Consider the following 24,172-nt stretch of genomic DNA (forward strand, 5'->3'; position numbering starts at 1 on the left):
CATTGAAAAAGTGGATCGTATTTTTATTGACCGCTATGCTGGTTTTATCTTCACTTTCAATTGCATTCGCCAATCATGACAACGGAAACGGCAAATCGAAAGACCGCGGCAAAGGCAAAAAAGAACCATTCGCCATTGGGGTGGAAGTTTTGCTGGAAGACCAGAAACACCTGATTGAAGGGAAAAAGGTCGGATTGATCACCAATCCGACAGGTGTAGACCAGGAACTGAACAGCATCGTGGACCTGCTCCACAATGACCCGGAAGTTGAATTGACTGCGCTGTACGGGCCGGAACACGGTGTCCGGGGAGATGCGCAGGCCGGACAATACGTGAATTATTATATCGATGAAGTGACCGGTCTTCCGGTTTACAGCCTTTACGGCTCTACCCGGAAACCAACACAGGAAATGCTGGAAGGCGTCGACGTGCTGCTGTTTGATATCCAGGACGTCGGCACGCGTTTCTACACGTACATCTATACCATGGCCCTTGCAATGGAAGCCGCTAAAGAAAAAGGCATTCCGTTTATCGTGCTCGACCGCCCGAATCCACTTGGCGGCATCAAAGTGGAAGGGCCGGTGCTTGATCCGGAATTTGCTTCATTTGTCGGCCAGTACGCCATTCCGCTGCGCCACGGCATGACCGTCGGCGAACTCGCTGAATTGTTCAATGAAGAATTCGATATCCACGCTGACTTGACGGTGGTCGAGATGAAAGGCTGGGAACGCAATGAGTTCTACGATGAAACCGGCATGGAATTCGTTGCGCCTTCACCGAACATGCCAACACTCGACACTGCGCTCGCTTATCCGGGTACGGCATTGATTGAAGGGACGAATGTGTCAGAAGGTAGAGGCACGACCAAACCGTTCGAATTCATCGGTGCACCGTTCATCAACAGCACCGAACTCGCAAAAGAACTGAACGCTTTGGAATTGCAGGGCGTCACTTTCCGGGCGGCATCTTTCACGCCGGCATTCTCGAAACATAGCGGCAAGCTGTCGCACGGCATCCAAGTCCACATCACCGACCGGGACGCATACTTACCGGTTGAGACCGGGCTTCACATCGTTAAAACCATTTACGATCTGTATCCGGGGCAAGTGACCTTGACGCCGTTCTTCAACAACTTGATCGGCAACAGCTGGATCAGCCAAGGCATCAAAGACGGCATGTCTGTCGAAGAAATGAAACAGCGTTGGAGCGGTGAGTTGAAAGAGTTCCAGGAAGTGAGAAAGAATTATTTGCTTTATTAATGAGAGAGGAGCTGCAGGCATAAAGTCTGTAGCTTTTTGATTGATAGGATGTATGGTGGGATGTGAAATTTGGCTAGTGCCGGTTAATTTCCGAACAGTGTAAGTTGACGGCTGGCTAGTTCAGGTTGAATCTCCCGGACTTCATGTTAACTGCGATTTAGTTCATGTTAACAGGTGAACCTGCCGCCACAAACCAACAGATGGTTGCATTTCGCCAAGGCGAAATGCGCCAGTGCTTGAGAAGGAGCCGTTCGCTGGAGCGAACGGCTTTTCCATTTAAGCTCTTGAACTTGGATCTTGGTGAGACGCTTTGCAGTTAGTACCGGTTAAACTCCAACAGTTCATGTTAAAAGTCGGCTAGTGCTTGTTGATTTCTCTGTTCGTCATGTCAACGAATTGCTTCGTCATGTTAAAGGCAAATTAATGATCGTTAACCTTTATACACCGCTTCGGACGCTTTGGGCTAGGCGCACCTTCACTAAGATATTTCTCGATATTCCGCAAAACAGCTACGCTCGCCCGCGGCAAGCGTAGCTGTTTTAGCGGAATATCGACATTAAAAATCTTTTATCCAACTTATAAAAACATAAATGAAAGCGCGTGCATTTATCTGATAAATAATAAAATTGGTATAGACATCTATACACATTATCTCTATAGTAAAATTAAGACTAAAGAAGAAGAGGTGGATCCATTTGTTCAATTTTCTGCAGAAAATCGGGAAATCGTTGATGTTCCCAATCGCTACATTGCCAGCAGCAGCTTTGCTTTTGCGGTTTGGCCAAGATGACTTGCTCGGCATTCCGTTCTTGTCGGCAGCTGGTGCCGGAATCATTGATAACCTTGCCATCATTTTTGCAATCGGCATCGCTTTCGGGCTTGCCCATGACAGTAACGGCGGCGCAGCGCTTGCGGGTGCGATCGCTTATCTAGTATTGACATCAGCCATTGTAACGATCAATGAATCGATCAATATGGGTGTTTTTGCCGGAATTCTTTCGGGGATTGTCGGCGGGCTATTATACAATAAATTCTACGATGTGAAATTTCCGGCATGGCTGGCTTTCTTTGGCGGCAGGCGCTTCGTGCCGATTGTCACCGCGGCTGCAATGACTGTTTTAGCTGGCCTATTCGGCTACGCATGGCCGCCGATACAGGGAATGATCGACGGCGCAGGCGATTGGATTTTAAATGCCGGCATGTTCGGTGTAGGGGCTTACGGCTTCTTGAACCGTTTGTTGTTGCCTACAGGTTTGCACCATGTCATCAACACGATTGTCTGGTTCGACTTCGGTACTTTCACTGACGCCAACGGAGAAGTTGTGCGCGGCGAAATCAACCGCTTCTTAAAAGGGGATCCAACAGCGGGGCCTTTCCTTTCTGGATTCTTCCCAATCATGATGTTCGGGCTTCCGGCAGCGTGCCTGGCGATTTATGCCACGGCTAAAAAAGAGCGCAAAGCAATCGTCGGCGGGATGCTGTTCAGTATCGCCTTTACTTCTTTCTTGACAGGAATTACGGAACCTATCGAATTCTCATTCATGTTCTTATCACCGATATTGTACATTGTCCACGCCATGTTAACTGGGGTATCGATGATGGTGGCTTATGCACTTGATATCCATCACGGTTTCGGATTTTCGGCCGGTGCCATCGATTATGTCCTGAACTTCGGGCTGGCCCAAAATCCGTTGATGCTATTGGTAATGGGCGCCGGAACAGGCGCGATTTACTTCGGAATCTTTTATTTCCTGATCATCAAACTGGATCTTAAAACACCGGGCCGCGAAGATGAAGACGCGGAAAATGGAAATGCCGATACAGGCAACCGGAGCAATGATATCCGCGCGTACCATACCATTGAAGCGCTCGGGGGCAGTGGCAATATTACAGCTGTCGATTATTGTACGACGCGCCTTCGCCTTACAGTTAAAGATGCAGACAAAGTAAGCGAGAAAGATTTGAAGCGCAACGGTGCGATGGGCTTGATGAAAATCAATAAAACAAATGTACAAGTGGTCATCGGGACAGCTGTTGAATTTTTGGCGGACGCGATGCAGAAGCGTTTGGCAAATGGCAACCCGACACCTGAAAGCTTGGATATGCCCGTTGAAGAAATGGCAGCAGCGCCTGAACTAGTGAAAGAACTCCGCACAGAAGATTTCGAGATGCCGATTGACGGAGAAATCATTGAACTTTCTGAAGTGCCGGATGAAGTGTTTGCAAAAGAAATGATGGGGCCAGGCTTCGGTATCATACCGTCCGGCGGCACACTCCATTCGCCGGTTGATGGGCGCGTAGTCACGTTATTCCCGTCAAAACACGCGATTGGGATTGAAACGGACACGGGAATCGAAATCTTGATCCATGTTGGCCTTGATACCGTGAAATTGAACGGGGAAGGCTTTGAAGCAGTTGTTGAACAAGGGCAGCTTGTCCAGCGCGGCGATGCGTTGTTGAAACTCGACCTTGCATATCTTGAAGCGAATGCACCTTCGGTTGTAACGCCGATCATCTTCACGAACTTAACGGGACAAGAATTGGAAATGCTGAAAAAAGGTCAGCAAGACCAAGGGACAGTTTCCATCTTGAAAATTCAATAATGATATTATAAAACCAGGAAATTCATCCGTGACTTTCCTGGTTTTTCGTAAGGAGTGCTATTGATGAAGAAAACCATCTTGATTTCTACCATCACCATCGCGGATTCAGTGAACAACAGTTTCGTTGGCGACGTTTTTCTGGAGAATGGAAAAATAACAGAAACAGCACCATCAATATCGAAAGCTGCCGATGTCCATATCGATGCAGCCGGAAAGAATTGGACATTGGTTCCAGGATTTATCGACGTCCATATCCATGGGGCTGCGGGTTTTGACGTCATGGACGCTACGCCAGAAGCGCTCAGCGGGATAGCGGAAGCACTGCCGAAAGAAGGAACGACAAGCTTTTTGGCGACGACGATGACACAATCCGATGAGGCGATTTCAGCGGCTCTGCAAAATGCCAGCCGATTTCAGGCAGGCGATGCTCAAGCTGAGATGCTGGGCGTCCATCTTGAAGGGCCATTTATCTCTACAAAGCAACCTGGAGCTCAACCACTAGAGCACATCATTGCGCCATCGTCAGCCCTATTTTTGAAATGGCAAGAATTGAGCGGCGGACGCATCAAACTGGTAACGCTTGCTCCGGAAATGGAAGGCGGTTTTGAATTTATTAAAATGCTGACTGCGGATGGAGTTTTGGCATCGATTGGCCATTCAGACGGCACTTGGCTGGAAATGCAGCAAGCGCTCCAAGCAGGTGCGAGTCGAGTGACCCATCTTTACAACCAGATGAGCGCGTTCCATCACCGGGACCCAGGAGTTGTCGGAACGGCATTGCTGGAGGACCGATTAACCGCCGAAATCATAGTGGACTTCATCCACAGCCATCCGAAGTCGATTGAATTGGCTTATCGCCAAAAGGGGGCGGAGCGCCTCGTGTTGATCACAGACGCGATGCGGGCAAAAGGGCTCGAGCCTGGCACATATGAATTAGCCGGGCAAGACGTCATCGTTACCGAAACGGATGCGCGCTTGAAAAGCGGTGCGCTGGCCGGCAGCATTTTGACGATGGATGCATCTTTGAAAAATGTCCACTCTTGCACCAATTGCACGATCAGCGAGTTGGTGGCAATGACTTCTGCGAATGCCGCAAAAGAACTGGGCTTGTCCCAAAAAGGCAGCATCGCAGCAGGGAAAGATGCAGATCTTGTCGTCCTCGATGAAAACTTGGACGTTCAGCTGACCATCTGCCGCGGCACAATCGCTTATGCGAAGGAGGGACTCATTTGAAAGTTGAAATTGTTGAGGACTACGATGAAATGAGCAGCCGTGCAGCCGACATCCTGGAAGGGCAGATTAAGCGGAATCCCAGTTCGGTCCTAGGGCTCGCAACCGGTTCTACACCTCTTGGCCTCTACCGCAAACTGGTAGAAGGGGTTCAGCAGCGCAAGATTTCCTATAAACAAGCGAAAACCATTAATCTGGATGAGTACCGGGGGCTGAACCGCAGCCACCCCAACAGTTACCACAAGTTCATGAACGATAATTTATTCAACAACCTGGATATCGAGATGCGCCACACCTATCTGCCGGACGGGCAGGCTTCTTCAATAGAAGAGGAATGCCGGCGCTACGAAGCGCTCATCGATCGGTTAGGCCCAATTCATTTGCAAATTCTAGGCTTGGGAACGAACGGCCATATCGGATTCAATGAACCGGGGACGCCAGAAGACAGTTTGACGCATTGCGTGGAACTGGACGAGTCAACGCGGAACAACAACTCACGTTTTTTTGGCTCGTTGGAAGAAGTTCCGACCCATGCCATTACAATGGGAATCGCTTCGATCTTGAAAAGCGATAAAATCCTTTTATTAGCTTCCGGCAAAAAGAAAGGCGAAGCGGTCAAAAGGCTGCTGGAAAAACAGCCAAATGAGGATTTTCCAGCATCTTTCTTATGGAAGCACGACGATGTTACCCTTATTGTTGACCGGGATGCCTACCAATTGGCAGAAAAGGAAAGGCAGTGAACACGGTGTTAGACAAACAATCACACGTACCGATGTATGTCCAAATAGAAGCAGCGTTAAAGCAGCGCATCAATGGCGGCGAATTTCCGGTCGGGACAGCGATTCCATCTGAACGCGATCTGACAGAATTTTTCGGAGTCAGCCGCATGACGGTGCGCCAGTCGATCACCAATTTGGTGAATGAGGGCCTGCTGCACCGGGAAAAAGGGCGCGGCACGTTTGTCGCGTCGCCGAAAGTGGAACAGCCGTTGACCGGCTTGACGAGTTTCACTGAAGACATGAAAGCGCGGGGGTTGGTCCCGAGCAATAAAATCATTAATTTCAGCAGAGGGCTGCCAGAGCTGGATGTAGCGAACGAACTTCAGTTGGCTAGTGGCGGCGAAGTGTTCACGGTCGAACGCATCCGCTACGCCAACGACAAGCCGATGGCACTTGAAAGAACTTATCTGCCCGTGAATTTGTTCCCGAATTTAAGCGAGCAGGAATTGGCCGGTTCGCTTTACTCTTTGATCGAACAAGAGCAAGGGCTGGCGATCAGCCATGCTTCCCAGCGGATGGAAGCTTCGCTCGTGAAGAAAGAAGAAGCGGCTTTGCTTGAAATTGGCATGCCTGCGCCGATCCTGATGATTGAGCGGGTATCTTATTTATCGAATGGTCTCCCTTTTGAAGTGGTCCGCAGCATGTATCGCGCCGACCGCTATAAATTCATTACCGAAATTCAGCGCTGAAAATAAGAATTAACTAATGGCTAGTGGCGAAGGAGTTTTGCTCATGTTGGCAATGTATTTTGATAAAGTGCACGAAATGCTGCAGCTCGTTGAAAATCAGGAAAAAGAGGTGATGCTGCAAGCAGCTCGTAAAGTAGCGGAAGCGATCCAAAACGGCGGAATCGTTCAGCTGTTTGGCTGCGGCCATTCGCATATCCTGACGGAAGAAGTTTTTTATCGGGCTGGCGGCCTCGTGCCGGTCAAACCGATTTTGATCGAACCGCTGATGCTGCATGAAGGCGCAGTCCGTTCTTCTGGACTGGAGCGTAAAAACGGGTATGCAGCAGAGTTGCTCAAACAGCAGGACTTCCGGCCGGAGGATGTGGTATTTGTTTTATCCACTTCCGGGCGAAATCCGGTACCGATTGATTTTGCGCTTGCCGCTCGCAGCAAGGGAGCCACAGTAATCGGTCTGACGTCAATCGCTTATGCAAACAGCCAGCCATCGAGACACTCGGGCGGCAAGCATTTGCATGACTCAGTGGACCTCGTCATCGACAACCATGCCGTGGCGGGCGATGCCGTCCTAAGCGTAGAAAACGTCAAAGTGCCTTTTGGGCCAACATCGACAGTGGTGGGGGCCGCCATATTAAACGCCATCTTCGCTGAAGCCATTCAAGTGATGGCCGACAACGGCTTCGAGCCTCCCGTCTTTCTCAGCGGCAACATTGACGGGGCCGACAGCCACAATAATGAGCTGATTGAAAAATACCGCGAACGGATACCGGCATTATCGTAATCTGCATGATAAAAAACACCTTCAGAACCCTGCGCTTTAAATCAGCGCTGGCGTCAAAGGTGTTTTTGTTTTGAAAAATAAGGTATTATTCGGCAGACAATTCGCTTTCAGTCAGCCATTTATGATTCATGACTTCTTCGCCGTCAGCGGTAGTGAAATCGACCATGTAGACCGTCGTTTCCTCGGCAGTGTCGATTGTGGCGGTTGCGCCGTCCATGCCTTCCATATGGTCGGCAATGACAACCGCTTCATCTCCTGCAGCAAGCGGTTCATTGCCGGCATCTTCAAGCTCTTCGTGAATGACCCATTTATGGTCCTCGACAGGTTCGCCGCCGGTTTCAGGTGTGTACGTTATGGCATAGACAGTGGTATCAAATGCGCCGACAATCGTCGCTTCACTGCCTTCCATGCCCTCCATATGGCCAGCCGTGATAGTAGCGGTGCTGCCTTTCGGATACATTGGATCGGCTGCTTCTTCTAGGCCCATCGGAATGTCGCCGGAACCGGAATGGTCCATGCCGCTATGGTCGCCGCCGCCGCTTTCTTCTGTCGCTGGCTGCTCGGTTTCCTGCGTCATTTGAGGTTCATCTGAATCTCCGCACGCCGCGAGTGTGAACGCCGCAACGGCAGACAAAATGGTGATCTGAAACTTGTTTTTTATCATGGAAATCCCTCTCTCGTTGTTAGTGTACTTTCACTATACCCATCGCTTATGCAGAATTTGTGCAGAATCGTCTGCACAAAAAATCGTGAGTTTTCCGCTATAATAGAAGGAGCAGAATAAAGAAAGGTGGCAATTCACTTGAACAATAAATTATGGATCGCTGTATCGTTAGCGGCTTTGCTCGCTGCCGGATGCGGGGCTGAAAACGAAACGGAACCTGCACCGGAAGAGGATGCAGCAAAGCAAGAGGCAACACAAGAGAGCCTGGAAGCAGGCGATTTCGAAGTGGATTTTGAAGGCATTTTGGAGCACGTTCACGGCATGGGCTATATTGAAGGCGACGGGTTGTATTTTGCGTCGCACGAAGGGCTGAAAATCTACCGCGGCGGCGAATGGCTTGAAACGGATGGCATGCACAACGATTATATGGGCTTTAACGCGGTGGACCTCGGGTTTTACACATCCGGCCATCCGGGCCAAGGCTCCGGCATGATGAATCCGATCGGCATCCAACGCAGCATGGACGGCGGCCGTTCACTCGAACACATGGGCTTTGAAGGCGAGACCGATTTCCACGCCATGGCGGTGGGCTACCGAAGCCACCACATGTTTGTCATGAACCCACAGCCGAATTCCAAAATGGGAGCAGGCTTTTTCCGCAGTGAAAACGAAGGCGAAAACTGGAATGAAGCGGCTGTAGAAGGGCTTGAAGGTGAAATTTCCTATTTGGCGATGCACCCGGACGATTCACAAATCATCGCCGCGGCGACATCAACCGGCGTTTATCTATCCGAGGATGGCGGCGATTCGTTCAAAGTACTGACAAGCGACGGCCAATTTGGTACAGCGCTTACGTTCAGCGAAGACGCGCTGTATTACGCAAGCTATGAAACGGCGTCAGAGCTCGTGGAATACACACTTGAAACCGGCGATGAAAAAACTTTGGCGTTGCCAGAGCTGCCTGAAGACGGCGTTCTTTATCTAGCCCAGAAACCGGATGAATTGGCGATTTACACAGTCAAAGGGCAGGCTTTCCTCTTAGGAAACAAAGGTGAAGACTGGACGCAAATCTTGGAAAACGGCGAAGTGCGATGACGACGCTGGCAACGCGTTTGCTTCTAAGAGGCGCTTATGTTCAATAAATTATCGCTGAAGATCGGCTTATTGTTTTTTGCGTTCATCTTATTGATCGAAGCGCTGCTGTTCACTGCATTGTATTTCACACTCGTCAACGAACGCGTCGATGAAGTCATGGCGAGCTTGCTTGCCCGCGGGGAAACGCACAGCGAAGTGCTCGCCGACATGTTCGAGCCGACGACGCTCGAACATGTCGGCATGATGGAGGCGGCGTCTTCCTATATTGTCGTCATCACCGACGAAGTGGGAAAAATCCTCATCAATTCAGATCCGCTTGAACCAGAAATAATCGATGTGCTGCAGCATACCGATTTTGAAGAAGTGCCGGCAGGCGGAAAAGTGGTAGAAGAAAAATGGGACGACAAGCGCTATATTGCAGCAGACAGCCCCATTACAATCGACGGCGAACACGCCGGGCATGTCTTCATGTTTTCCGGTACAGCGGCGATCGAGCGCATGGTCGGCAATTTGCAGCAGCAATTTCTAGCGGCTGGCGCCATTGCCGTATTGTTGACGATTGTTGCTGTGCTGATGCTGTCGCGTTTTATCACGCTGCCGCTGATCCGGATGAAAGAAGCGGCGGAGCAGATGAGCATCGGCAACACAGGCGTTGATTTGTCGACGGACCGCAACGACGAACTGGGAGAGCTGGCGAATGCCATCACTAAATTATCGGTCGACCTCGACCGGCTGAAAAATGCCCGCAATGAATTCCTGGCGAGCATTTCCCACGAGCTGAGGACGCCGCTTACGTATATCAAAGGCTACGCGGATATCCTCAGCAGGCCGGGAATCCCGCAGAAGGAGCGGGAAGAATACATCGCCATCATTCGAGAAGAGTCGGCACAGCTGGCAGCGCTGATCGGGAATTTATTCGAATTGGCAAAGCTCGATTTACACCAGTTTGAAATACGGCGCCAGGACGTAGCCATCGCTGATTTGCTCGGCTCAGTTGCGGCATTGGTCAAGCCGGCGTTCAGACAAGGGCGGATTTTTTTGTCGGTGGCGTGTGAACCCGGCCTCCGCGCATTTTGGGATCCCGACCGCATCCAGCAAGTGCTGCTGAACATTCTGGACAACGCGCTGAAACATTCGGCTGCGGGTTCCCGGGTTTCGGTCGACTGCAGGCAAGAAGGCGATGAAATCGTAATCCGCATCAGCGACGAAGGTGAAGGCATCCCGTCAGAAAGTGTGCCGTATGTTTTCGAACGCCTTTACCGCGCCGAGAAATCGCGGTCGCGCGAAAACGGCGGGTCCGGCCTTGGCCTTGCAATTGCAAAGGAAATTGTCGAATCGCACGGCGGACGGATCGATCTGAAGAGCGAACAGGGCAAAGGAACGGAAGTCATTGTCCGGCTGGAAAGAGGGGAAAGCGATGCGCAAAGTATTGTTGGTGGATGATGAAAAACGGATGCTTGATTTGGTGGAGCTGTATTTGGAGCCGCATGGCTACGCTTGCCTGAAAGCACAGAGCGGCAAAGAAGCGCTCCGGCTGCTCGAAGAAGAACCGGTGGATTTAGTGATCCTCGATATCATGATGCCGGAAATGGATGGCTGGGATGTGTGCAGGGAAATTCGGCGCTTCTCAAATGTGCCGATTATTATGCTGACAGCGCGCGAGCAGCAGGAAGACATCGTGAAGGGTCTGCGCCTCGGTGCCGACGATTATTTGGTCAAGCCGTTCGGCGAAGAAGAGCTGCTTGCGCGCATGGAAGCTTTGCTGCGCAGAGCTGCGCCAGCTAAACGGCTGGAAGTGGATGGTTTGGTGTGGGACGAAGAGCGCTTTGAATTGGCTTACCGCGGCCACATCATCCGGCTGACGCCGAAAGAATTCGCGATGCTCGGGCTGCTCATGAAAAATCCGGATAAAGTCTACGAACGTTCGCGGCTGCTTGAAATTGTCTGGGGCTTCGATTCGGAAACCGAAGGCCGCACCGTCGATTCACATGTCCGCAACATCCGCGAAAAAATCCGCCAGTCCGGCTTCCCAATCGATGATTATTTCCGCACCGTTTGGGGCATCGGCTATAAATGGGTGAATATGAAATGATGTGCACCTCGGTAGTTAAAGGCAAAAAAAATCCCTCCTATGCAGGAGGGATTTTCTTATGTTGAAAATAAAGATTATGCTGCGTTTCTGCAAGCTTCTGCGCATTTCATGCATGCTTCCGCACAGCGCTGGCAATGGTCGTGGTCATGTTTTTGGCATTCTGTTCCGCATGCTTCACAAATAACTGCGCAAACTTTCGCCAATTCGGAAACGAAAGGCGAATTGCGCGTAATGGCATGTTCCAAATACGCACAGATGTCCGCGCATTCACGGTCCAGGCGGATGCATTCAGCCATCATCTTGACGTCGTCTTCTTTGAGGCACGCGTCGAAGCAATGATTGCAAGCTTCCGCGCAGTCGTGCAATGTTTTGATCAATTCTGCATGTTGTTCATGAGCCATCCCTATAACCTCCATTTCAGATTTTACTGTTTTCCCTTTCAGATTTCCCCAAGCTCGGAAGTCTAAACGGAATGGGGCAAACTCCTTGGAATCTGCACACTTTTATCCTTCTGGCGGCTTTTTGCGCCTGCTGTGGAGCTCTTGCAGGCGCTGCCGATATTCTTCAGCGCTGATTTCGCCTTTGGCAAAGCGGTCATCCAGTTTTTTTTCAGCAGAGCCTAAGGAGCCAATGCTGCGCTGTCTTGCGTAAATCGCCACAGCGCTAATGGCTGCCACTAGGATGAGCACAATAAGGAGAATCATGAAAAATGAAATCCGTACGCCTTCTGTTTCTGCCATCGCATACTGCTCCTTTCCGAAGAATTTGAAATCATGGATTGTTCTTCCCAAAGGTTTTAACAATAAAGGTGAATATCAATTACCAATAGTGTACAACATAATAGAAGGAATATTCTAATTATTATAAAGGGAATATTTATTTCATGAAAAATCCGCAGCAAATAGCGGGTATGCTACGATATAACATAAAAAGAGAGGGGAATGGCCTATGTTTATACATAAGATTGACAATGACTTGTCATTGAAACTTGTGGATCTTGGAGACGCAAAGCGGATTTTCGAACTGACCGACAACTCTCGGAACTACTTGAAAGAATGGCTGCCATGGCTGGATTACACGACGGAATTAAAAGATACGGAAGATTTCATCAAGGCGGGAAGAGGCAATTATGCAGAAGGCAAAACCTTGAATGCCGCTATTTTGCTCAAAGGGGAAATTGTCGGTGTAGGTGGATTCAATAACATCAATCGGTCCAATAAAACCGCTTATATCGGCTATTGGCTGGGGCAGGATTACCAAGGGAAAGGCATCATGACGCGCGTGGCGCGTGCGTTGACAGATTATGCGCTGACAGAATTGGAGCTCAATAAAGTGGAAATCCGTGCAGCGGCCGGCAATGTGAAAAGCCGGAGCATACCGGAGCGCCTCGGCTATGTTGAGGAAGGCACCATCCGCCGAGCGGAGTGGCTTTACGGGAGGTACGTCGACCATGTGGTTTACGGCATGCTCGCTGAAGAATGGGAAGGGAAATAAAACCTTTTCACTAAGAGCGGATACGAAAAAACCCCTTAGCATAACATCTGCTAAGGGGTTTTTGGTATGCTTATTTATTGAAACCTTTTTTGATGTCGCCAATGGTGTCTTGGATATTGCCCTTGGTTTTGTCTTTTTTGCCTTCAGCTTGGAGATTTGAATCACCTTTAGCATTCCCGACTTGGTCTTTCAATTCGCCTTTGCCTTTGCTGATTGCGCCTTTAAGCTTATCTCCGAATCCTTTGTCTCCTGCCATGATGAATTCCTCCTTATTAATGTGTTACTGATTATATAGCCTGAAAAAGGAAAAGTTAAACGTTTTTCGGTACAATAGAAGGAACCGAAAAAGGAGGGACAACATGGATAAACGAGATCCCAATCAAATAATCGACCAGAAATTAAGAGAAACCCGACCGCCGTGGCGCGGAAGGCAAGCAACGGCCCAGCCTAAAAAATATAAGCCCAGCATGAAGACCGTGGAGAATTACGTCGTCCTCGATTTTGAAACGACTGGCCTGAAAGCAGGAAGCGATAAAATCATCCAAATTGGTGCCGTGAAATACATTGGCCATAATCGGGAAGATACCATGTATTTAATGATCAATCCGGAATGCCATATTTCCAGTACAATTACAAGAATCACAGGCATTACAAATGCAGACGTCCAGGAAGCGCCGGTCATCGAAGAAGTCGCGCATGAACTGATCGCGTTCATCGAAGGCTTGCCGATTATCGCGCATAACGCACCATTCGATATGGGCTTTTTGTACGCGCTGGAAGAAATCACACCGATTCCGGAATACACCGTCATCGATACAGTTCGTCTGGCAAGAAAAGCGATTACCGAAACACCAAACCATAAACTGACGACGCTGTCAGCATTTCTTGAGTTGGAGCATAACGCCCATGACGCGCTTGGCGATTGCTTGGCAACAGCAGCTATTTACCAATTTTGTGTTTCAAGGCTTTAAACCAAATCAGCCTCCGGCAATTGCGCCGGAGGCTGATTTTTTATATTTCTACAATTTTGATGGCTGAAAAAATCTCATCTTTAGGGGAATCAGCATGCCATTCGGAGGGGTAGTAGCCGAGCGGGTTGCAGATCACTTCAATGCCTTCATGCCAGTCGTGGTAGCGCAAATGGATATGGCCGAAAATATATTTCTTCACGTGGTATTTCAGCGCAAGTTCCCCGTAGCGCACACTGCCCATCATCGCGTTGAAAAAATCCCAGCTGCCGATATTTTTGACGCGCAGGTAATGGTGGAACGGGATGACATGCGTCACCATGATGATATTCTTGCCTTCGTGCTGTTGGAGCCAACCTTCAAGCTTTGCCAGCGAAACGCCGGTTTCCTCGATATCGGAACGCGGCCAATGTGCGTGGCGCATATCCGGCCAATGGTAATCCTTGTAGACGCCAGCGGCAAATTCCTCTTCTGTGTGTCCATCGACGCCAAACGAATAATCGTACCAGCCGCCATCGCCAATGATGACCCAGCCGCCGCTGAGTTCGACAGGTCCATTGCCCAAATTGCCGGGGAACGCCAATAATTTATCATAGGCTGCCTGTGAATCGGGGGCGTAAATATCGTGGTTGCCGTTGACAAACAGCAGCCGGATGTATGGCACAACTGCCTGTAATCCTTCTAAAAGTTCCAGCGCCCTATCTGGATCGCCCGCAATATCACCGGCGATAATAAAAACATCCGGGCGGTGGATCGTCAGCCATTGCTCAATCAATGCCAAGATATCCGCGCCCGTTTTCTTCCGGTTCAATTCTTCATGAATGTCTGACAACACTGCAATCTTCACATGCGGCTCCCCCTTTGTTTCGCAGCTGAAAATAAGGTTTGCTATGGTTTTTGCAAAAGCTTTTGTAAAAAGTATAACGCAGATGCCAGAACTAATAAACGATTCTGAAAAAATAAGCCTCGTTTCTATTATTTGAAAAAAAAACATGTAGAATGAAATTTAAGAAGCGGATATAAAAAACGCTCCGGCTGGAAAAAGCCTCAAAGCCTTGCAGCAAAAACGCAAAACTTCATTTTTTATGGAATGGGGGTTTATCAATGGAGCAGGCAGTTGAAGTAGAAGGCGTCAGCAAATCTTACGGCAAGAAGGAAGTGCTGACGGACATCAGCTTTTTAATCGGTGAAGGTATGATCTACGGCTTGATCGGGCCATCGGGTTCGGGAAAGACGACGCTGGTCAAAATGATTGTGGGCATTACGGCGCCGGATGCAGGTGCGATCCGTATCTTTGGCGTCAATGTGCCGAACCTTAAATTGTTGGAGAAGGTAGGTTATATGGCGCAAGCGGATGCGCTTTATACGGAGTTGACGGGTAAAGAGAATTTGGATTTTTTCGCTTCGCTGTACCCCTTGAAAAGTGCAGCCCGGAAGAAGCGCATCGCATACGCCGCCGGCATCGTCAATTTAACCGCTGAACTCGGCAAGCGGGTATCGGCTTATTCGGGTGGCATGAAGCGGCGCTTATCACTTGCTATTGCGCTGGTCCACAATCCGAAATTGCTGATTCTAGATGAGCCGACTGTTGGCATGGACCCTGAACTGAGGCTGTCGGTGTGGACGGAATTGCTGCACTTGAAAAAGGAGCATGAGAAAACGATTATCATTACGACCCATGTAATGGATGAAGCCGAGCGCTGCGACATCGTTTCGCTCGTTAGGGAGGGCCGGATCCTCGCGACCGGCACGCCAGCCGAGTTGAAGCAAGCTTATGGGGCAAAGGATCTCGAGGAAGTTTTCCTGAAAGCCGGAAGGGAGCACCGATGAGGATTCTGGCGATCGTCAAGCGCATCATCAAACAATTGCTGAGGGACCGGCGCACGCTCGCGCTGCTGTTTTTTGCACCGTTGATTATTTTGACGCTCATGTATTTTTTCTTTAACGACGAAACGGAAGAGCTTGTGCTTGGCACGGTCAATGTGGATGTCTGGTTCACCGCTGCACTCGAAGAACGCGGAGTCCACGTCATCCCGTATGAGGAGGCGATCCGTGAAACGGTCATCGATCATGAATTGGACGGTTTGCTGATGGTTGCGAATGGCGAGATGTCGTTGATTTTATTGAACGAAGAGCCTTCAGCTTCAAAAGCACTGTCGGCGCAAGTCAGTAACGCGGCGATGCGCTTGGCAACGGAGCCTGAAGAACGACCGGAGGAAATTGCTGTGCAGTTCATTTACGGCAGCGAGGATACCGCTTTTTTTGATGTATTAAGCCCGGTATTGATCGGTTTTTTCGTGTTCTTTTTCGTTTTTCTGATTTCGGGCATCGGCTTGCTGAAAGAACGGACTTCAGGAACATTGGAGCGGCTGATGGCAACGCCGATCCGCAAAGGTGAATTGCTTGCGGCTTACTTGGTGGGCTTCGGACTGTTTGCAGTAGTTCAGACCATCATAGTCGTAGCGTTCTCGATCCTTGTGCTGGATGTTGTCGTTGCCGGGTCGGTCTGGCATGTTATCATGATTAACCTGTCGCTGGCATTGGTGGCGCTGTCGCTTGGCATCCTATTGTCGACGTTCGCAGCCACCGAATTTCAGATGGTGCAGTTTATCCCGCTCGTCGTGGTGCCGCAGATTTTCTTTGCAGGCATATTCCCGGTCGAGGGGCTCGCGGACTGGCTGCAGGCGATTGCGAAAGCCATGCCGATTTATTATGCCGCGGAAGCATTAAAGGCAGTCATGTATAAAGGGCTTGGCTTCGACGCCATCAAAGGGGAACTGGCGGCGCTTATGGCATTTGCCGCCGTGTTCATCACGCTGAATCTGCTGGTGCTCAAATCGCACCGGTCGCTATAAAGAGGAGGGGGAAACATTTGTTAAGCTATTACAGCAAACTATCATCAGAAGTTTACGACCTGGACAAGCCAATCGGCAGTTCGTTCGGTGACATCGAATATTACGCGGAGCGATTGGAAGGTGTGGATGGCAAGATTCTCGAGCCGGCTGTCGGCACGGGGCGCATGCTGATTCCGCTGCTCGAAAAGGGATTTGACGTCGACGGCTTTGATTCATCGACGGAAATGCTCGAAATCTGCTGGGCTAATTGCGAGGACCGCGGTTTGGACCCGGTCGTCTTTGAAGCATCAATGGAATCATTTGAAAGCGAAACGGATTATCAGGCCATTATCATCTCGACGGGTACATTCCTGCTCATGCACGAGCGGGAAATATCAGTCCAGGCGCTGCATAATTTCCACCGCCATCTAGCAGACGGCGGCAGGCTGATTGTCGATGTATCGCTGCCAGGGAATATTGAGCTTGAAAAAACCAATACGCGCAAATGGAATAACCCGTATGGCGAAGTGATTACGGTGGAATCGAAAAAAGTGGAAGTCGACTGGCTGAACCAATATTCGATCGGGCAGAACCGCTACGAAAAATGGCGTGATGGCGAGCTCATCGGGACGGAACTTGAATGGTTCCCGATGCGCTGGTATGGCATCGAGGAGTTCAAAATGCTGCTCGAATACGCTGGTTTCACGGAGGTTACGGTATCGGCGGATTACCAGTACGGCAAAGCGCCATCGCGCATCGGGGAAATACTGACTTTTGAAGCGGTCGCGAACAAGCGCGGGCTTTAAGGGTGTATAGCAAGGATATGGAATAAAAGCAAAAGGCGTTCAATCCATTTGGGGATTGAACGCCTTTTTTATCATGTTGCCATGTTTTTCACGACGGCCATTTCTTTGCCAAAGCGATCGCCGTTGTCATGGAAACCCAGGCTTTCATAAAGGGCGTGGGCACCAGTGTTTTCAGGGTGATAGCCGACAGCGATTTTCTGCGCATCGAGCGTTTTCGCCATTTCATCGATCATCAATTTCACTGCAGCTTTGCCGATGCCTTTGCCTTGGTGATTTTTGTCGACCATGATGCGGTAAATCCAATAGCTTTCGAGTTCTTCCAACTGGGAATTGTACATCAGGAATCCGGCAATCTGGCCGTCTGCGTAAATGGCATAAGGCTTGAGCGAAAGTTCGAATTTCGATTGTGCGATGGATACTGAGTTTGGCTCCATGTATTGCTCCTGGCCCTCTGCAAGCGCCAAATTGCAGCAATCATACCAATTTGCTGCGTTCAATTCCTCAATCTGTACGTTCATATCAATCATTCCCTTTTACATTCATTAACCGCTTATTTCTGATTAAATTCAATCGCTTCCCAGATCAAGCTTTTGAAAGGCTCCGGCTGGATATCCGATAGTTTATGGATGCGGATGTGCCGCATTTTCGTGCCGTCGCCTTCCAGCAGATTGCCGTAGTCAGGCAATTGCGCGCCTTGATAGAAACCGAAATTGACGTGGTTTTTCGCCGGCTGCAAATAACACACCAGCCCGTCATGCGAATAGCTAGGCTTGGACCATTTGATTTCTTCCGACATTTTGGATGAAGCTTCGAAAATGAGCTCCCGTAATTGGAGCGCCAGCGGTTTTACATGTTCGTCCAACTCGTTAAAAAATGGATCTGCCAATGGGTTATGCAACTCTTTCATCAAAATCGCCCCTTTAATTCATTTTGGGTGAAACCATCACAAACAGCCAGTGCGCATCCGGCTTCGTTCCGTTCAACCTCTATCTTACCTGTAAATGAAAACGCTGGATACGGAAAAGGGGCAATGAAAAGTATGTATTGACGGAAAATTGATAATTGTCTAGTATCTTCTGAACAGCATTTACGTTAATAAGGTTGGTGCTATTGTCTTAGTAAAATAATATGCCCATGCCTTAATTAAAATGTGGTACAAAGTATTCTGATTTTATGGTAAAATTAGTTGAGAAATATTGTAAATTTAAGGCATTTTTTAAAAGTTCTGCAAACAGGGAAATCATGCTGGGAAGCAATAGGAATGGAGAGCGTGTGCATGCAAAAAGAACAAACAAGATACTCGCGACTTGCGCATATTACGAGGCTGATCAATACGAAATTGGAGCTTCGGGAAGTGCTTGAGCACGTAACGGCAGCGATATCAGAAGAAATTGTCCAATGCGATTCGGTGGGTATTTACCTGCCGGAAAGCAATGGCGATTACCGGGGGTATGTAGGAAAGCCGAAATACATCAACGGCACAACGCTTGATATGCATGTCATCGATATGGAATATGATTTACTTGCGAAAGAAGTTGTCGAGACTAAAAAAACCATTTATATCCCGGACACTTCAAAAGATACGCGCCCGGACCCGCGTGCAGTCGGTGCCTTCAAGATCAAATCGCTGTTGGCGCTGCCGATTACGTATGAAGACGAGTTGTTCGGCTTGGTATTCCTGTTCGATTACGGCATCCCGATGAATTTGAAGGAAGAAGAAATCCAGACGGTCGAAGCGTATGTCAATATGGCGGGCGTCGCCATCCGCAACGCCACGAATTTGACGCGCAAGGAAAATTTAATCGCTGAAAAGCAATTGCTGCTGGATCTGACGCGCGACCTTTCAATGTGTGCAACAATGCAGGAATGCTTGGATAAATGCTTCGCTTATGTCGGCAAAGTACTCAACAACTCGAACGTGGCCGTGCATCTGCTCGATCCGCTCGCGGGCCAGCGCATCAAACCGGCGACACTGAGCCGCGACAGCGACTGGACAGAAGAAGAATGGCTGGAAACCCATAACAAACAGGAATTCGACCAGACCAACGATCTTGTGATGCAAGAAGTGGTGCGCACGAAGAAAATGCTGCTCATACCGGATGTCTTTGCGGACAGCAGGCCGAACCATGACGTGTGCACGAATTTCGGCATCAAAGGTATGTTCATGATTCCGCTCGTGGCGATGGGCGAAGTACTGGGCGCTCTGGCGATTGTCGAACTTGAAAAAGACAGGCTGTCGTTCCACGAAGCGGACATGCAATTGGCCCAATCGATTGCTGATGCAACGGCTTCGACCCTATCGAATTTATTGTACATGGAAAAACAGGAAGTGATTATCGAGGAGCGGACATCGGAAATCCGCTTAAAAAACAGCGAGCTTGAAAAAGTGGTGGCAGAGCTGGAAAGCCTGGGCCGCGAAAAAATGCTGATTTTGAATTCCGCCGGTGAAGGAATTTTCGGACTGGACCTGCAAGGCAACATCACGTTTTGCAACCCGGCGAGTGCCGCCATGCTCGGCTATGAAAAAGACGAGCTGACTGGAAAATCGTACCGGGTGATTTTCGAAGTCACCGAAGAAAATGGAAAAGACTTGCCGAATTGCACTCCGGATCAGCAATTCATCAAAAAAAATGGCGAGCATTTCCCGGTAGAATGCGTTATTTCCGAAATCAGGGAAGGCAGCTCAGTGCTTGGCGAGGTTGTAACGTTCAAAGACATCACCGAGCGTAAATTGCTTGAAGAAGAAATCAAATACTTGGCGTATTACGACAGCTTGACCGATTTGCCGAACCGCGTGCTGTTGAATGACCGGCTGAACTTTTCGCTGAGCGAAGCACGGAAAAAAGACCGGAAAGTGGCTGTGCTGTACTTGGACCTCGACCGCTTTAAATTGATCAACGACAGTTTGGGGCATAGCTATGGCGACTTGCTGCTGCGTGAAGCGGCTGAGCGGCTGAAAGTGAGCATCCCGCCGAACGCCATCATCTCGAGGCAAGGAGGAGATGAGTTCACCATCATCCTCACCGATGTCAATGGCCAAGAGGATGTTCTGGATGCGCTTGAGCACGTTATGGACGCATTCGCCCACCCATTCCCCTTGAAAGGCAATGAAGTTTTCATCAAGACGAGCATCGGCATCAGTATGTTCCCGCAAGACGGCGATACAGCCGAGATACTCATCAAGCACGCAGATGCAGCGATGTACAAATCAAAAGAAAAATCCGGGACCCATTACCATTTCTTTGAAAGCGAGATGAACCATCGCAATATGGAAAGCATCAAGCTTGAAAACGCGCTTTACAAAGCACTTGGCAATGACGAACTGGAAATTTACTACCAGCCTCAAATCGATAGCGCGACCGAAGAAATCATCGGCGCTGAAGCGCTCCTCAGATGGAACCATCCGACTGAAGGCCGCGTTTCGCCCGTGGACTTCATCCCGATTGCAGAAGAAACCGGCTTGATCGTGCCGATTGGCCGCTGGGTGCTGAAGAATGCCTGCAGGCAATTGAAGGACTGGCAGGAACAGGGGCATAGCCGTATGAGCATGTCCGTGAATTTATCCGGCCGCCAGTTTGAAGAAGACAACCTTGTTACCATGATCGGTGAGACTTTGGCGGAATATCGCCTGGCGCCTGAATTTCTGCATATCGAATTGACCGAAAACCAAATTATCAAAAACAGCAAAGTGACGATCAAGAAGATGAAGGAATTGAAAAAGCTCGGTGTCAACATCGCCATCGATGATTTCGGCACAGGCTATTCATCGCTCGGCTATTTAAAGAATTTCCCGATCGATTTCCTGAAAATCGACCGGTCGTTCATTCAGGATATTGTCCAGGATGACGATAACGCAGCCATCACCAATACGATCATTACATTGGCCCAGAACTTGAATTTGCAGGTCATCGCGGAAGGCGTCGAGACAATCGAGCAGCTGGAGTTCCTGAAATCGAAAAACTGCTTTATCATGCAGGGTTATTATTTCAGCCGGCCGATAACTGCCCTCGAGCTTGCCGCTAAGTATTTTGGAAGAGAGAAAAGAAACTAATCATATCCAGGGGGAATATCATGAAAGCTGTACGTTCTGCATTAGAATATTTAAAAGGCGCGGGAGTGACGCACGTATTCGGCATACCAGCAGGATCTGTCAATGCGTTTTTCAATGAATTATACGACATGCCGGAAATTACATCGGTTGTGGCGAAGCACGAAGGAGCAGCGGGCTATATGGCTGCTTCCTACGCAAAATACTCGAATAAGATGAGCGTCTGCATCGGCAGCAGCGGCCCGGGCGCAACCAATTTGGTGACCGGCGCAGCCAATGCGATGCGTGAACATTTGCCGGTTTTGTTCATCACAGGAGCGGTTCCAGTCAGCACGATGGGATTGAACGCGTCGCAGGAATTGGACGCGGATCCGGTCTTCAAGTCCGTGACCAAATACAGCGTGACGGTGAAGGATGCCAAGGACCTGTTGAAAGAAATTGCCAAAGCGACGGAAATTGCGATTTCAGGCGTTCCGGGGCCGGTCCATATTGCAATGCCGATCGATGTTCAGCAAGGCGATGTGGGCACACCGGAAATTCCGGCTCCGCCAGTGCGCCGCGACATGGCGCCCGATCTCGATGCGATCAAATTCGCCGCAAAAGAAATGGCGGAACGCAAAACAGGCTATATCTTTGCAGGGCAAGGCGCAAGCCAATCCACGGATCAGCTTGTCGAACTTGCGGAATTACTCGATTGGCCGATTATGGTCTCGCCGCAAGGCAAAAGCATCATGAAGAGCAGCCACCCTTTGTTTGCGGGAATCTTCGGATTTGCAGGCAGCGACATGGCGTCGAAGCTGATCAATGAAGGAGACGGAAAAACACTTCTCGTTATCGGCTCAAGCCTTGGCGAAACCGCTACGAATAATTACAATGCCAATATGGCAAAAGACCGCTTCCTTGTTCAATTGGATTTTGACGCTTCCGTATTCAACCGCAAATACGAAGTCGATGCGCCAATCCTTGGCGACATCCACTTGAGCCTGGCATTCCTGATTGAGGAACTGAAAGCGCTTGGATTGACGGCACGGCCTAAAGACGCGCCGCTTGCCGAAATGCCATCAGCGGACCTTACAGAATACAGCACAAAAAACGTATTGCTGAAATTGCAGCAATACTTGCCTGCTGAAACGCGCTACACAATCGATATCGGTGAATTCATGGCGTATGTCATCCATCATATGGACGTTCCAGAAACAGGAACATTCGACATCAATGTCCATTTCGGCGCGATGGGCAGCGGCTTGAACGTTGCCATCGGCTCGAAGTTCGCAGAGCCTGAACGTCCGGTTGTCGCAGTGACGGGGGATGGCTGCTTCTTTATGCACGGCATGGAAATTTTGACAGCGAAAGAGCATAAACTGCCAATTCTTTTTGTCGTCATGAACAACGCACGCCTCGGTATGGTCTACCACGGCCATTCGCTTCAATACAAGCGCGTACATGCGTCATTCGAGCAAGAGCCTGTTGATATTTCAGCGATGGCAGCTGCGATGAACATTCCGAGTTTCCGGGTGGATTCAATGGATGATTTAAACCAGGATGTATTGGACCGCCTGACAAGCCTCAACGGACCAGCAGTTCTGGAAGTAGCGCTTGTCGACAACAATACGCCGCCAATGGGCGATCGCGTAAAATTCCTGTCTTCATTCGGCAAATAAAAGCCTGAACGATTAATAGAAAGTAAAACCCCCCTCTTATAGAAGAGGGGGGTTTAGAAGTTGTTGAGAAAGATAATTCATTTTTCTTATTTAGTCGATATTCCGCAAAACAGCCCCGCTAAAACATATGCTCCTGTCTCTGTCTCTGCATCGCTGCGCTAGCTTCGAGACATGAAAGTGCGCTGAAGCGAAATGCAAAGAACCATCTAAGTTTCTCGGCAGTCTGTAACGCCCTCTTATAGAAGAGGGCGTTACAGTTGGGAATAATGTTCGTTCGTGACCGCAATGATGGTATTGACGGTTTGCCGCTTGAAGTGGTCCGGCACGGATCGCCCTTCGGGGTTGCAGTAATAAAACGCGCTGATTTGATAATTGAACGTATAGCCGAGAGCGCAAAGGGCCTGTTCGAGAGGGTCAGGAAGCTTGTGGAATCCCGTCTGTGCAGTGAAGAATGCAGAAGGGATGACTTTGACGTCGATGTCCTCAAAACCGGTGTGGATTTCAAAAAGGTCGCCGTCCTTGCGAGCGATCCATTGGCCTTTTGAATACAGCGAAATACGTGTGCGGCTGAGAGCGGCGATGCCTTCAAGATTCGTGCCGAATAATTCGTTCATCATTTTGCGGATGCCGGGACCGTCTGCGGCGTGTTCACGGGTAGCCAAATAATGGTCGATTGCCGCAATGGAAGCGTTATCATCTTTTTTCACAAGCAAGCCGATCTCTTTTTCGAGCACCGGGACCATGCAATAATCGATTCCGAACGCTTCATAGACAATGCGGCAGATTTTGTCGCCGTCCAGCGCACCTCCGGAATTGCGGACGATAGCATCCATTCGCTCAGTTTTGTCAGTATGGTGTGCCACTGATTCGTTTGAAGATGGTTGAATAGTTTTCATACAAGCGTCCCCCTGAGTCACGGATGAATTTTCTTTATATTGAAATTATATCCTAAAAAAGATGAATCGATAAGTATTATTTGTTGGAATTATGTAAAAAAAGACAATTATTAGGTAATTTTAAAAATTAACATGAATTAATCCGGCATTGACATGAACTAACCCGCAGTTAATCGGCAGTAATCCAAGCTTTACATGAACTAGCTCTTTTGCCGTCCTAAATATAGCCACAGCCAAACGGTGTGCATCAATTCGCACTTAAGCGGGTAAGCAAAT

Annotated in this window: 24 protein-coding genes; 16 read left to right on the plus strand and 8 right to left on the minus strand. The window is 49.3% G+C overall.

Annotated features, from left to right (window positions below; all coding sequences use genetic code 11):
• Positions 1–2: 2 nt before the first annotated feature.
• The 6 genes from AC4EHJ_RS11200 to AC4EHJ_RS11225 all read left to right on the plus strand — a co-directional run bounded on the left by AC4EHJ_RS11200 (position 3) and on the right by AC4EHJ_RS11225 (position 7,338).
• Positions 3–1,259 carry an exo-beta-N-acetylmuramidase NamZ family protein gene (locus AC4EHJ_RS11200; RefSeq protein ID WP_490975705.1) on the plus strand — a complete coding sequence of 419 codons (1,257 nt, stop codon included), beginning with the start codon at positions 3–5 and terminating at the stop codon, positions 1,257–1,259.
• Between the two features lie 695 nt (positions 1,260–1,954).
• Complete coding sequence (nagE, locus tag AC4EHJ_RS11205; RefSeq protein ID WP_490975706.1) at positions 1,955–3,862, plus strand: N-acetylglucosamine-specific PTS transporter subunit IIBC; 1,908 nt, start codon at positions 1,955–1,957, stop codon at positions 3,860–3,862.
• Positions 3,863–3,925: 63 nt separating this feature from the next.
• Positions 3,926–5,095 (plus strand): N-acetylglucosamine-6-phosphate deacetylase, encoded by a 1,170-nt coding sequence (nagA, locus tag AC4EHJ_RS11210; protein ID WP_490975707.1) that lies wholly within the window; start codon positions 3,926–3,928, stop codon positions 5,093–5,095.
• Positions 5,092–5,832, plus strand: a complete 741-nt coding sequence (gene nagB / locus AC4EHJ_RS11215; RefSeq protein WP_490975708.1) for a glucosamine-6-phosphate deaminase — start codon at positions 5,092–5,094, stop codon at positions 5,830–5,832. The genes nagA and nagB overlap by 4 nt, the downstream gene beginning before the upstream one ends.
• A gap of 5 nt (positions 5,833–5,837) precedes the next feature.
• Positions 5,838–6,560 carry a GntR family transcriptional regulator gene (locus tag AC4EHJ_RS11220; RefSeq protein WP_490976016.1) on the plus strand — a complete coding sequence of 241 codons (723 nt, stop codon included), beginning with the start codon at positions 5,838–5,840 and terminating at the stop codon, positions 6,558–6,560.
• A 43-nt stretch (positions 6,561–6,603) separates the two neighbouring features.
• Positions 6,604–7,338 carry an SIS domain-containing protein gene (locus AC4EHJ_RS11225; RefSeq protein WP_490975709.1) on the plus strand — a complete coding sequence of 245 codons (735 nt, stop codon included), beginning with the start codon at positions 6,604–6,606 and terminating at the stop codon, positions 7,336–7,338.
• Positions 7,339–7,423: 85 nt separating this feature from the next.
• Here the strand turns inward: AC4EHJ_RS11225 and AC4EHJ_RS11230 are convergent, their stop codons facing one another.
• Positions 7,424–8,002 carry a YdhK family protein gene (locus tag AC4EHJ_RS11230; RefSeq protein WP_490975710.1) on the minus strand — a complete coding sequence of 193 codons (579 nt, stop codon included), beginning with the start codon at positions 8,000–8,002 and terminating at the stop codon, positions 7,424–7,426.
• A 138-nt stretch (positions 8,003–8,140) separates the two neighbouring features.
• On the opposite strand from AC4EHJ_RS11230, the gene AC4EHJ_RS11235 reads away from it, so the two are divergent.
• Genes AC4EHJ_RS11235 through AC4EHJ_RS11245 form a run of 3 tightly spaced genes read left to right on the plus strand, consistent with a single transcriptional unit; the run spans position 8,141 to position 11,189 of the window.
• Entirely contained in the window at positions 8,141–9,097 is a 957-nt protein-coding gene (locus AC4EHJ_RS11235; protein ID WP_490975711.1) for a F510_1955 family glycosylhydrolase, read from the plus strand.
• Positions 9,098–9,133: 36 nt separating this feature from the next.
• Complete coding sequence (locus AC4EHJ_RS11240; protein WP_490975712.1) at positions 9,134–10,540, plus strand: sensor histidine kinase; 1,407 nt, start codon at positions 9,134–9,136, stop codon at positions 10,538–10,540.
• Positions 10,515–11,189 (plus strand): response regulator transcription factor, encoded by a 675-nt coding sequence (locus tag AC4EHJ_RS11245; protein ID WP_490975713.1) that lies wholly within the window; start codon positions 10,515–10,517, stop codon positions 11,187–11,189. Before AC4EHJ_RS11240 ends, AC4EHJ_RS11245 begins: the two co-directional genes overlap by 26 nt.
• A gap of 74 nt (positions 11,190–11,263) precedes the next feature.
• Here AC4EHJ_RS11245 and AC4EHJ_RS11250 read toward each other — a convergent pair whose 3' ends face one another.
• Together AC4EHJ_RS11250 and AC4EHJ_RS11255 are read right to left on the minus strand one after the other, a co-directional pair.
• On the minus strand, positions 11,264–11,590 hold the full coding sequence (locus AC4EHJ_RS11250) for a four-helix bundle copper-binding protein (protein WP_490975714.1): 327 nt from the start codon (positions 11,588–11,590) through the stop codon (positions 11,264–11,266).
• A 102-nt stretch (positions 11,591–11,692) separates the two neighbouring features.
• Complete coding sequence (locus AC4EHJ_RS11255) at positions 11,693–11,929, minus strand: SHOCT domain-containing protein (RefSeq protein ID WP_490975715.1); 237 nt, start codon at positions 11,927–11,929, stop codon at positions 11,693–11,695.
• 208 nt (positions 11,930–12,137) lie between these two features.
• On the opposite strand from AC4EHJ_RS11255, the gene AC4EHJ_RS11260 reads away from it, so the two are divergent.
• On the plus strand, positions 12,138–12,683 hold the full coding sequence (locus tag AC4EHJ_RS11260) for a GNAT family N-acetyltransferase (protein ID WP_490975716.1): 546 nt from the start codon (positions 12,138–12,140) through the stop codon (positions 12,681–12,683).
• A gap of 70 nt (positions 12,684–12,753) precedes the next feature.
• On the opposite strand, the gene AC4EHJ_RS11265 is transcribed toward AC4EHJ_RS11260, so the two are convergent.
• Positions 12,754–12,939 carry a CsbD family protein gene (locus AC4EHJ_RS11265; protein WP_490975717.1) on the minus strand — a complete coding sequence of 62 codons (186 nt, stop codon included), beginning with the start codon at positions 12,937–12,939 and terminating at the stop codon, positions 12,754–12,756.
• 103 nt (positions 12,940–13,042) lie between these two features.
• On the opposite strand from AC4EHJ_RS11265, the gene AC4EHJ_RS11270 reads away from it, so the two are divergent.
• On the plus strand, positions 13,043–13,654 hold the full coding sequence (locus AC4EHJ_RS11270) for a 3'-5' exonuclease (RefSeq protein ID WP_490975718.1): 612 nt from the start codon (positions 13,043–13,045) through the stop codon (positions 13,652–13,654).
• 40 nt (positions 13,655–13,694) lie between these two features.
• On the opposite strand, the gene AC4EHJ_RS11275 is transcribed toward AC4EHJ_RS11270, so the two are convergent.
• Positions 13,695–14,498: a metallophosphoesterase gene (locus AC4EHJ_RS11275; protein ID WP_490975719.1), complete on the minus strand. Its 804-nt coding sequence runs from the start codon at positions 14,496–14,498 to the stop codon at positions 13,695–13,697.
• A 257-nt stretch (positions 14,499–14,755) separates the two neighbouring features.
• On the opposite strand from AC4EHJ_RS11275, the gene AC4EHJ_RS11280 reads away from it, so the two are divergent.
• Genes AC4EHJ_RS11280 through AC4EHJ_RS11290 form a run of 3 tightly spaced genes read left to right on the plus strand, consistent with a single transcriptional unit; the run spans position 14,756 to position 17,291 of the window.
• Positions 14,756–15,481, plus strand: coding sequence for an ABC transporter ATP-binding protein (locus tag AC4EHJ_RS11280; RefSeq protein ID WP_490975720.1), 726 nt, complete (start codon positions 14,756–14,758; stop codon positions 15,479–15,481).
• A complete protein-coding gene (locus AC4EHJ_RS11285) occupies positions 15,478–16,506 on the plus strand; it encodes an ABC transporter permease (RefSeq protein ID WP_490975721.1) in 1,029 nt (342 codons plus the stop codon). The genes AC4EHJ_RS11280 and AC4EHJ_RS11285 overlap by 4 nt, the downstream gene beginning before the upstream one ends.
• 17 nt (positions 16,507–16,523) lie before the next feature.
• Positions 16,524–17,291: a class I SAM-dependent methyltransferase gene (locus AC4EHJ_RS11290; protein WP_490975722.1), complete on the plus strand. Its 768-nt coding sequence runs from the start codon at positions 16,524–16,526 to the stop codon at positions 17,289–17,291.
• A gap of 71 nt (positions 17,292–17,362) precedes the next feature.
• On the opposite strand, the gene AC4EHJ_RS11295 is transcribed toward AC4EHJ_RS11290, so the two are convergent.
• Complete coding sequence (locus AC4EHJ_RS11295; protein WP_490975723.1) at positions 17,363–17,818, minus strand: GNAT family N-acetyltransferase; 456 nt, start codon at positions 17,816–17,818, stop codon at positions 17,363–17,365.
• A 23-nt stretch (positions 17,819–17,841) separates the two neighbouring features.
• On the minus strand, positions 17,842–18,198 hold the full coding sequence (locus tag AC4EHJ_RS11300; protein ID WP_490975724.1) for a DUF1801 domain-containing protein: 357 nt from the start codon (positions 18,196–18,198) through the stop codon (positions 17,842–17,844).
• Between the two features lie 369 nt (positions 18,199–18,567).
• Between AC4EHJ_RS11300 and AC4EHJ_RS11305 the strand changes: the two genes are divergently transcribed.
• Both AC4EHJ_RS11305 and AC4EHJ_RS11310 read left to right on the plus strand, forming a co-directional pair.
• On the plus strand, positions 18,568–21,342 hold the full coding sequence (locus AC4EHJ_RS11305; RefSeq protein WP_490975725.1) for an EAL domain-containing protein: 2,775 nt from the start codon (positions 18,568–18,570) through the stop codon (positions 21,340–21,342).
• A gap of 20 nt (positions 21,343–21,362) precedes the next feature.
• Complete coding sequence (locus AC4EHJ_RS11310; RefSeq protein ID WP_490975726.1) at positions 21,363–23,000, plus strand: thiamine pyrophosphate-binding protein; 1,638 nt, start codon at positions 21,363–21,365, stop codon at positions 22,998–23,000.
• A gap of 251 nt (positions 23,001–23,251) precedes the next feature.
• On the opposite strand, the gene AC4EHJ_RS11315 is transcribed toward AC4EHJ_RS11310, so the two are convergent.
• Positions 23,252–23,896: a hypothetical protein gene (locus tag AC4EHJ_RS11315; protein ID WP_490975727.1), complete on the minus strand. Its 645-nt coding sequence runs from the start codon at positions 23,894–23,896 to the stop codon at positions 23,252–23,254.
• Between the last annotated feature and the right edge of the window lie 276 nt (positions 23,897–24,172).

This window comes from Planococcus sp. TJ-301, assembly GCF_058268475.1.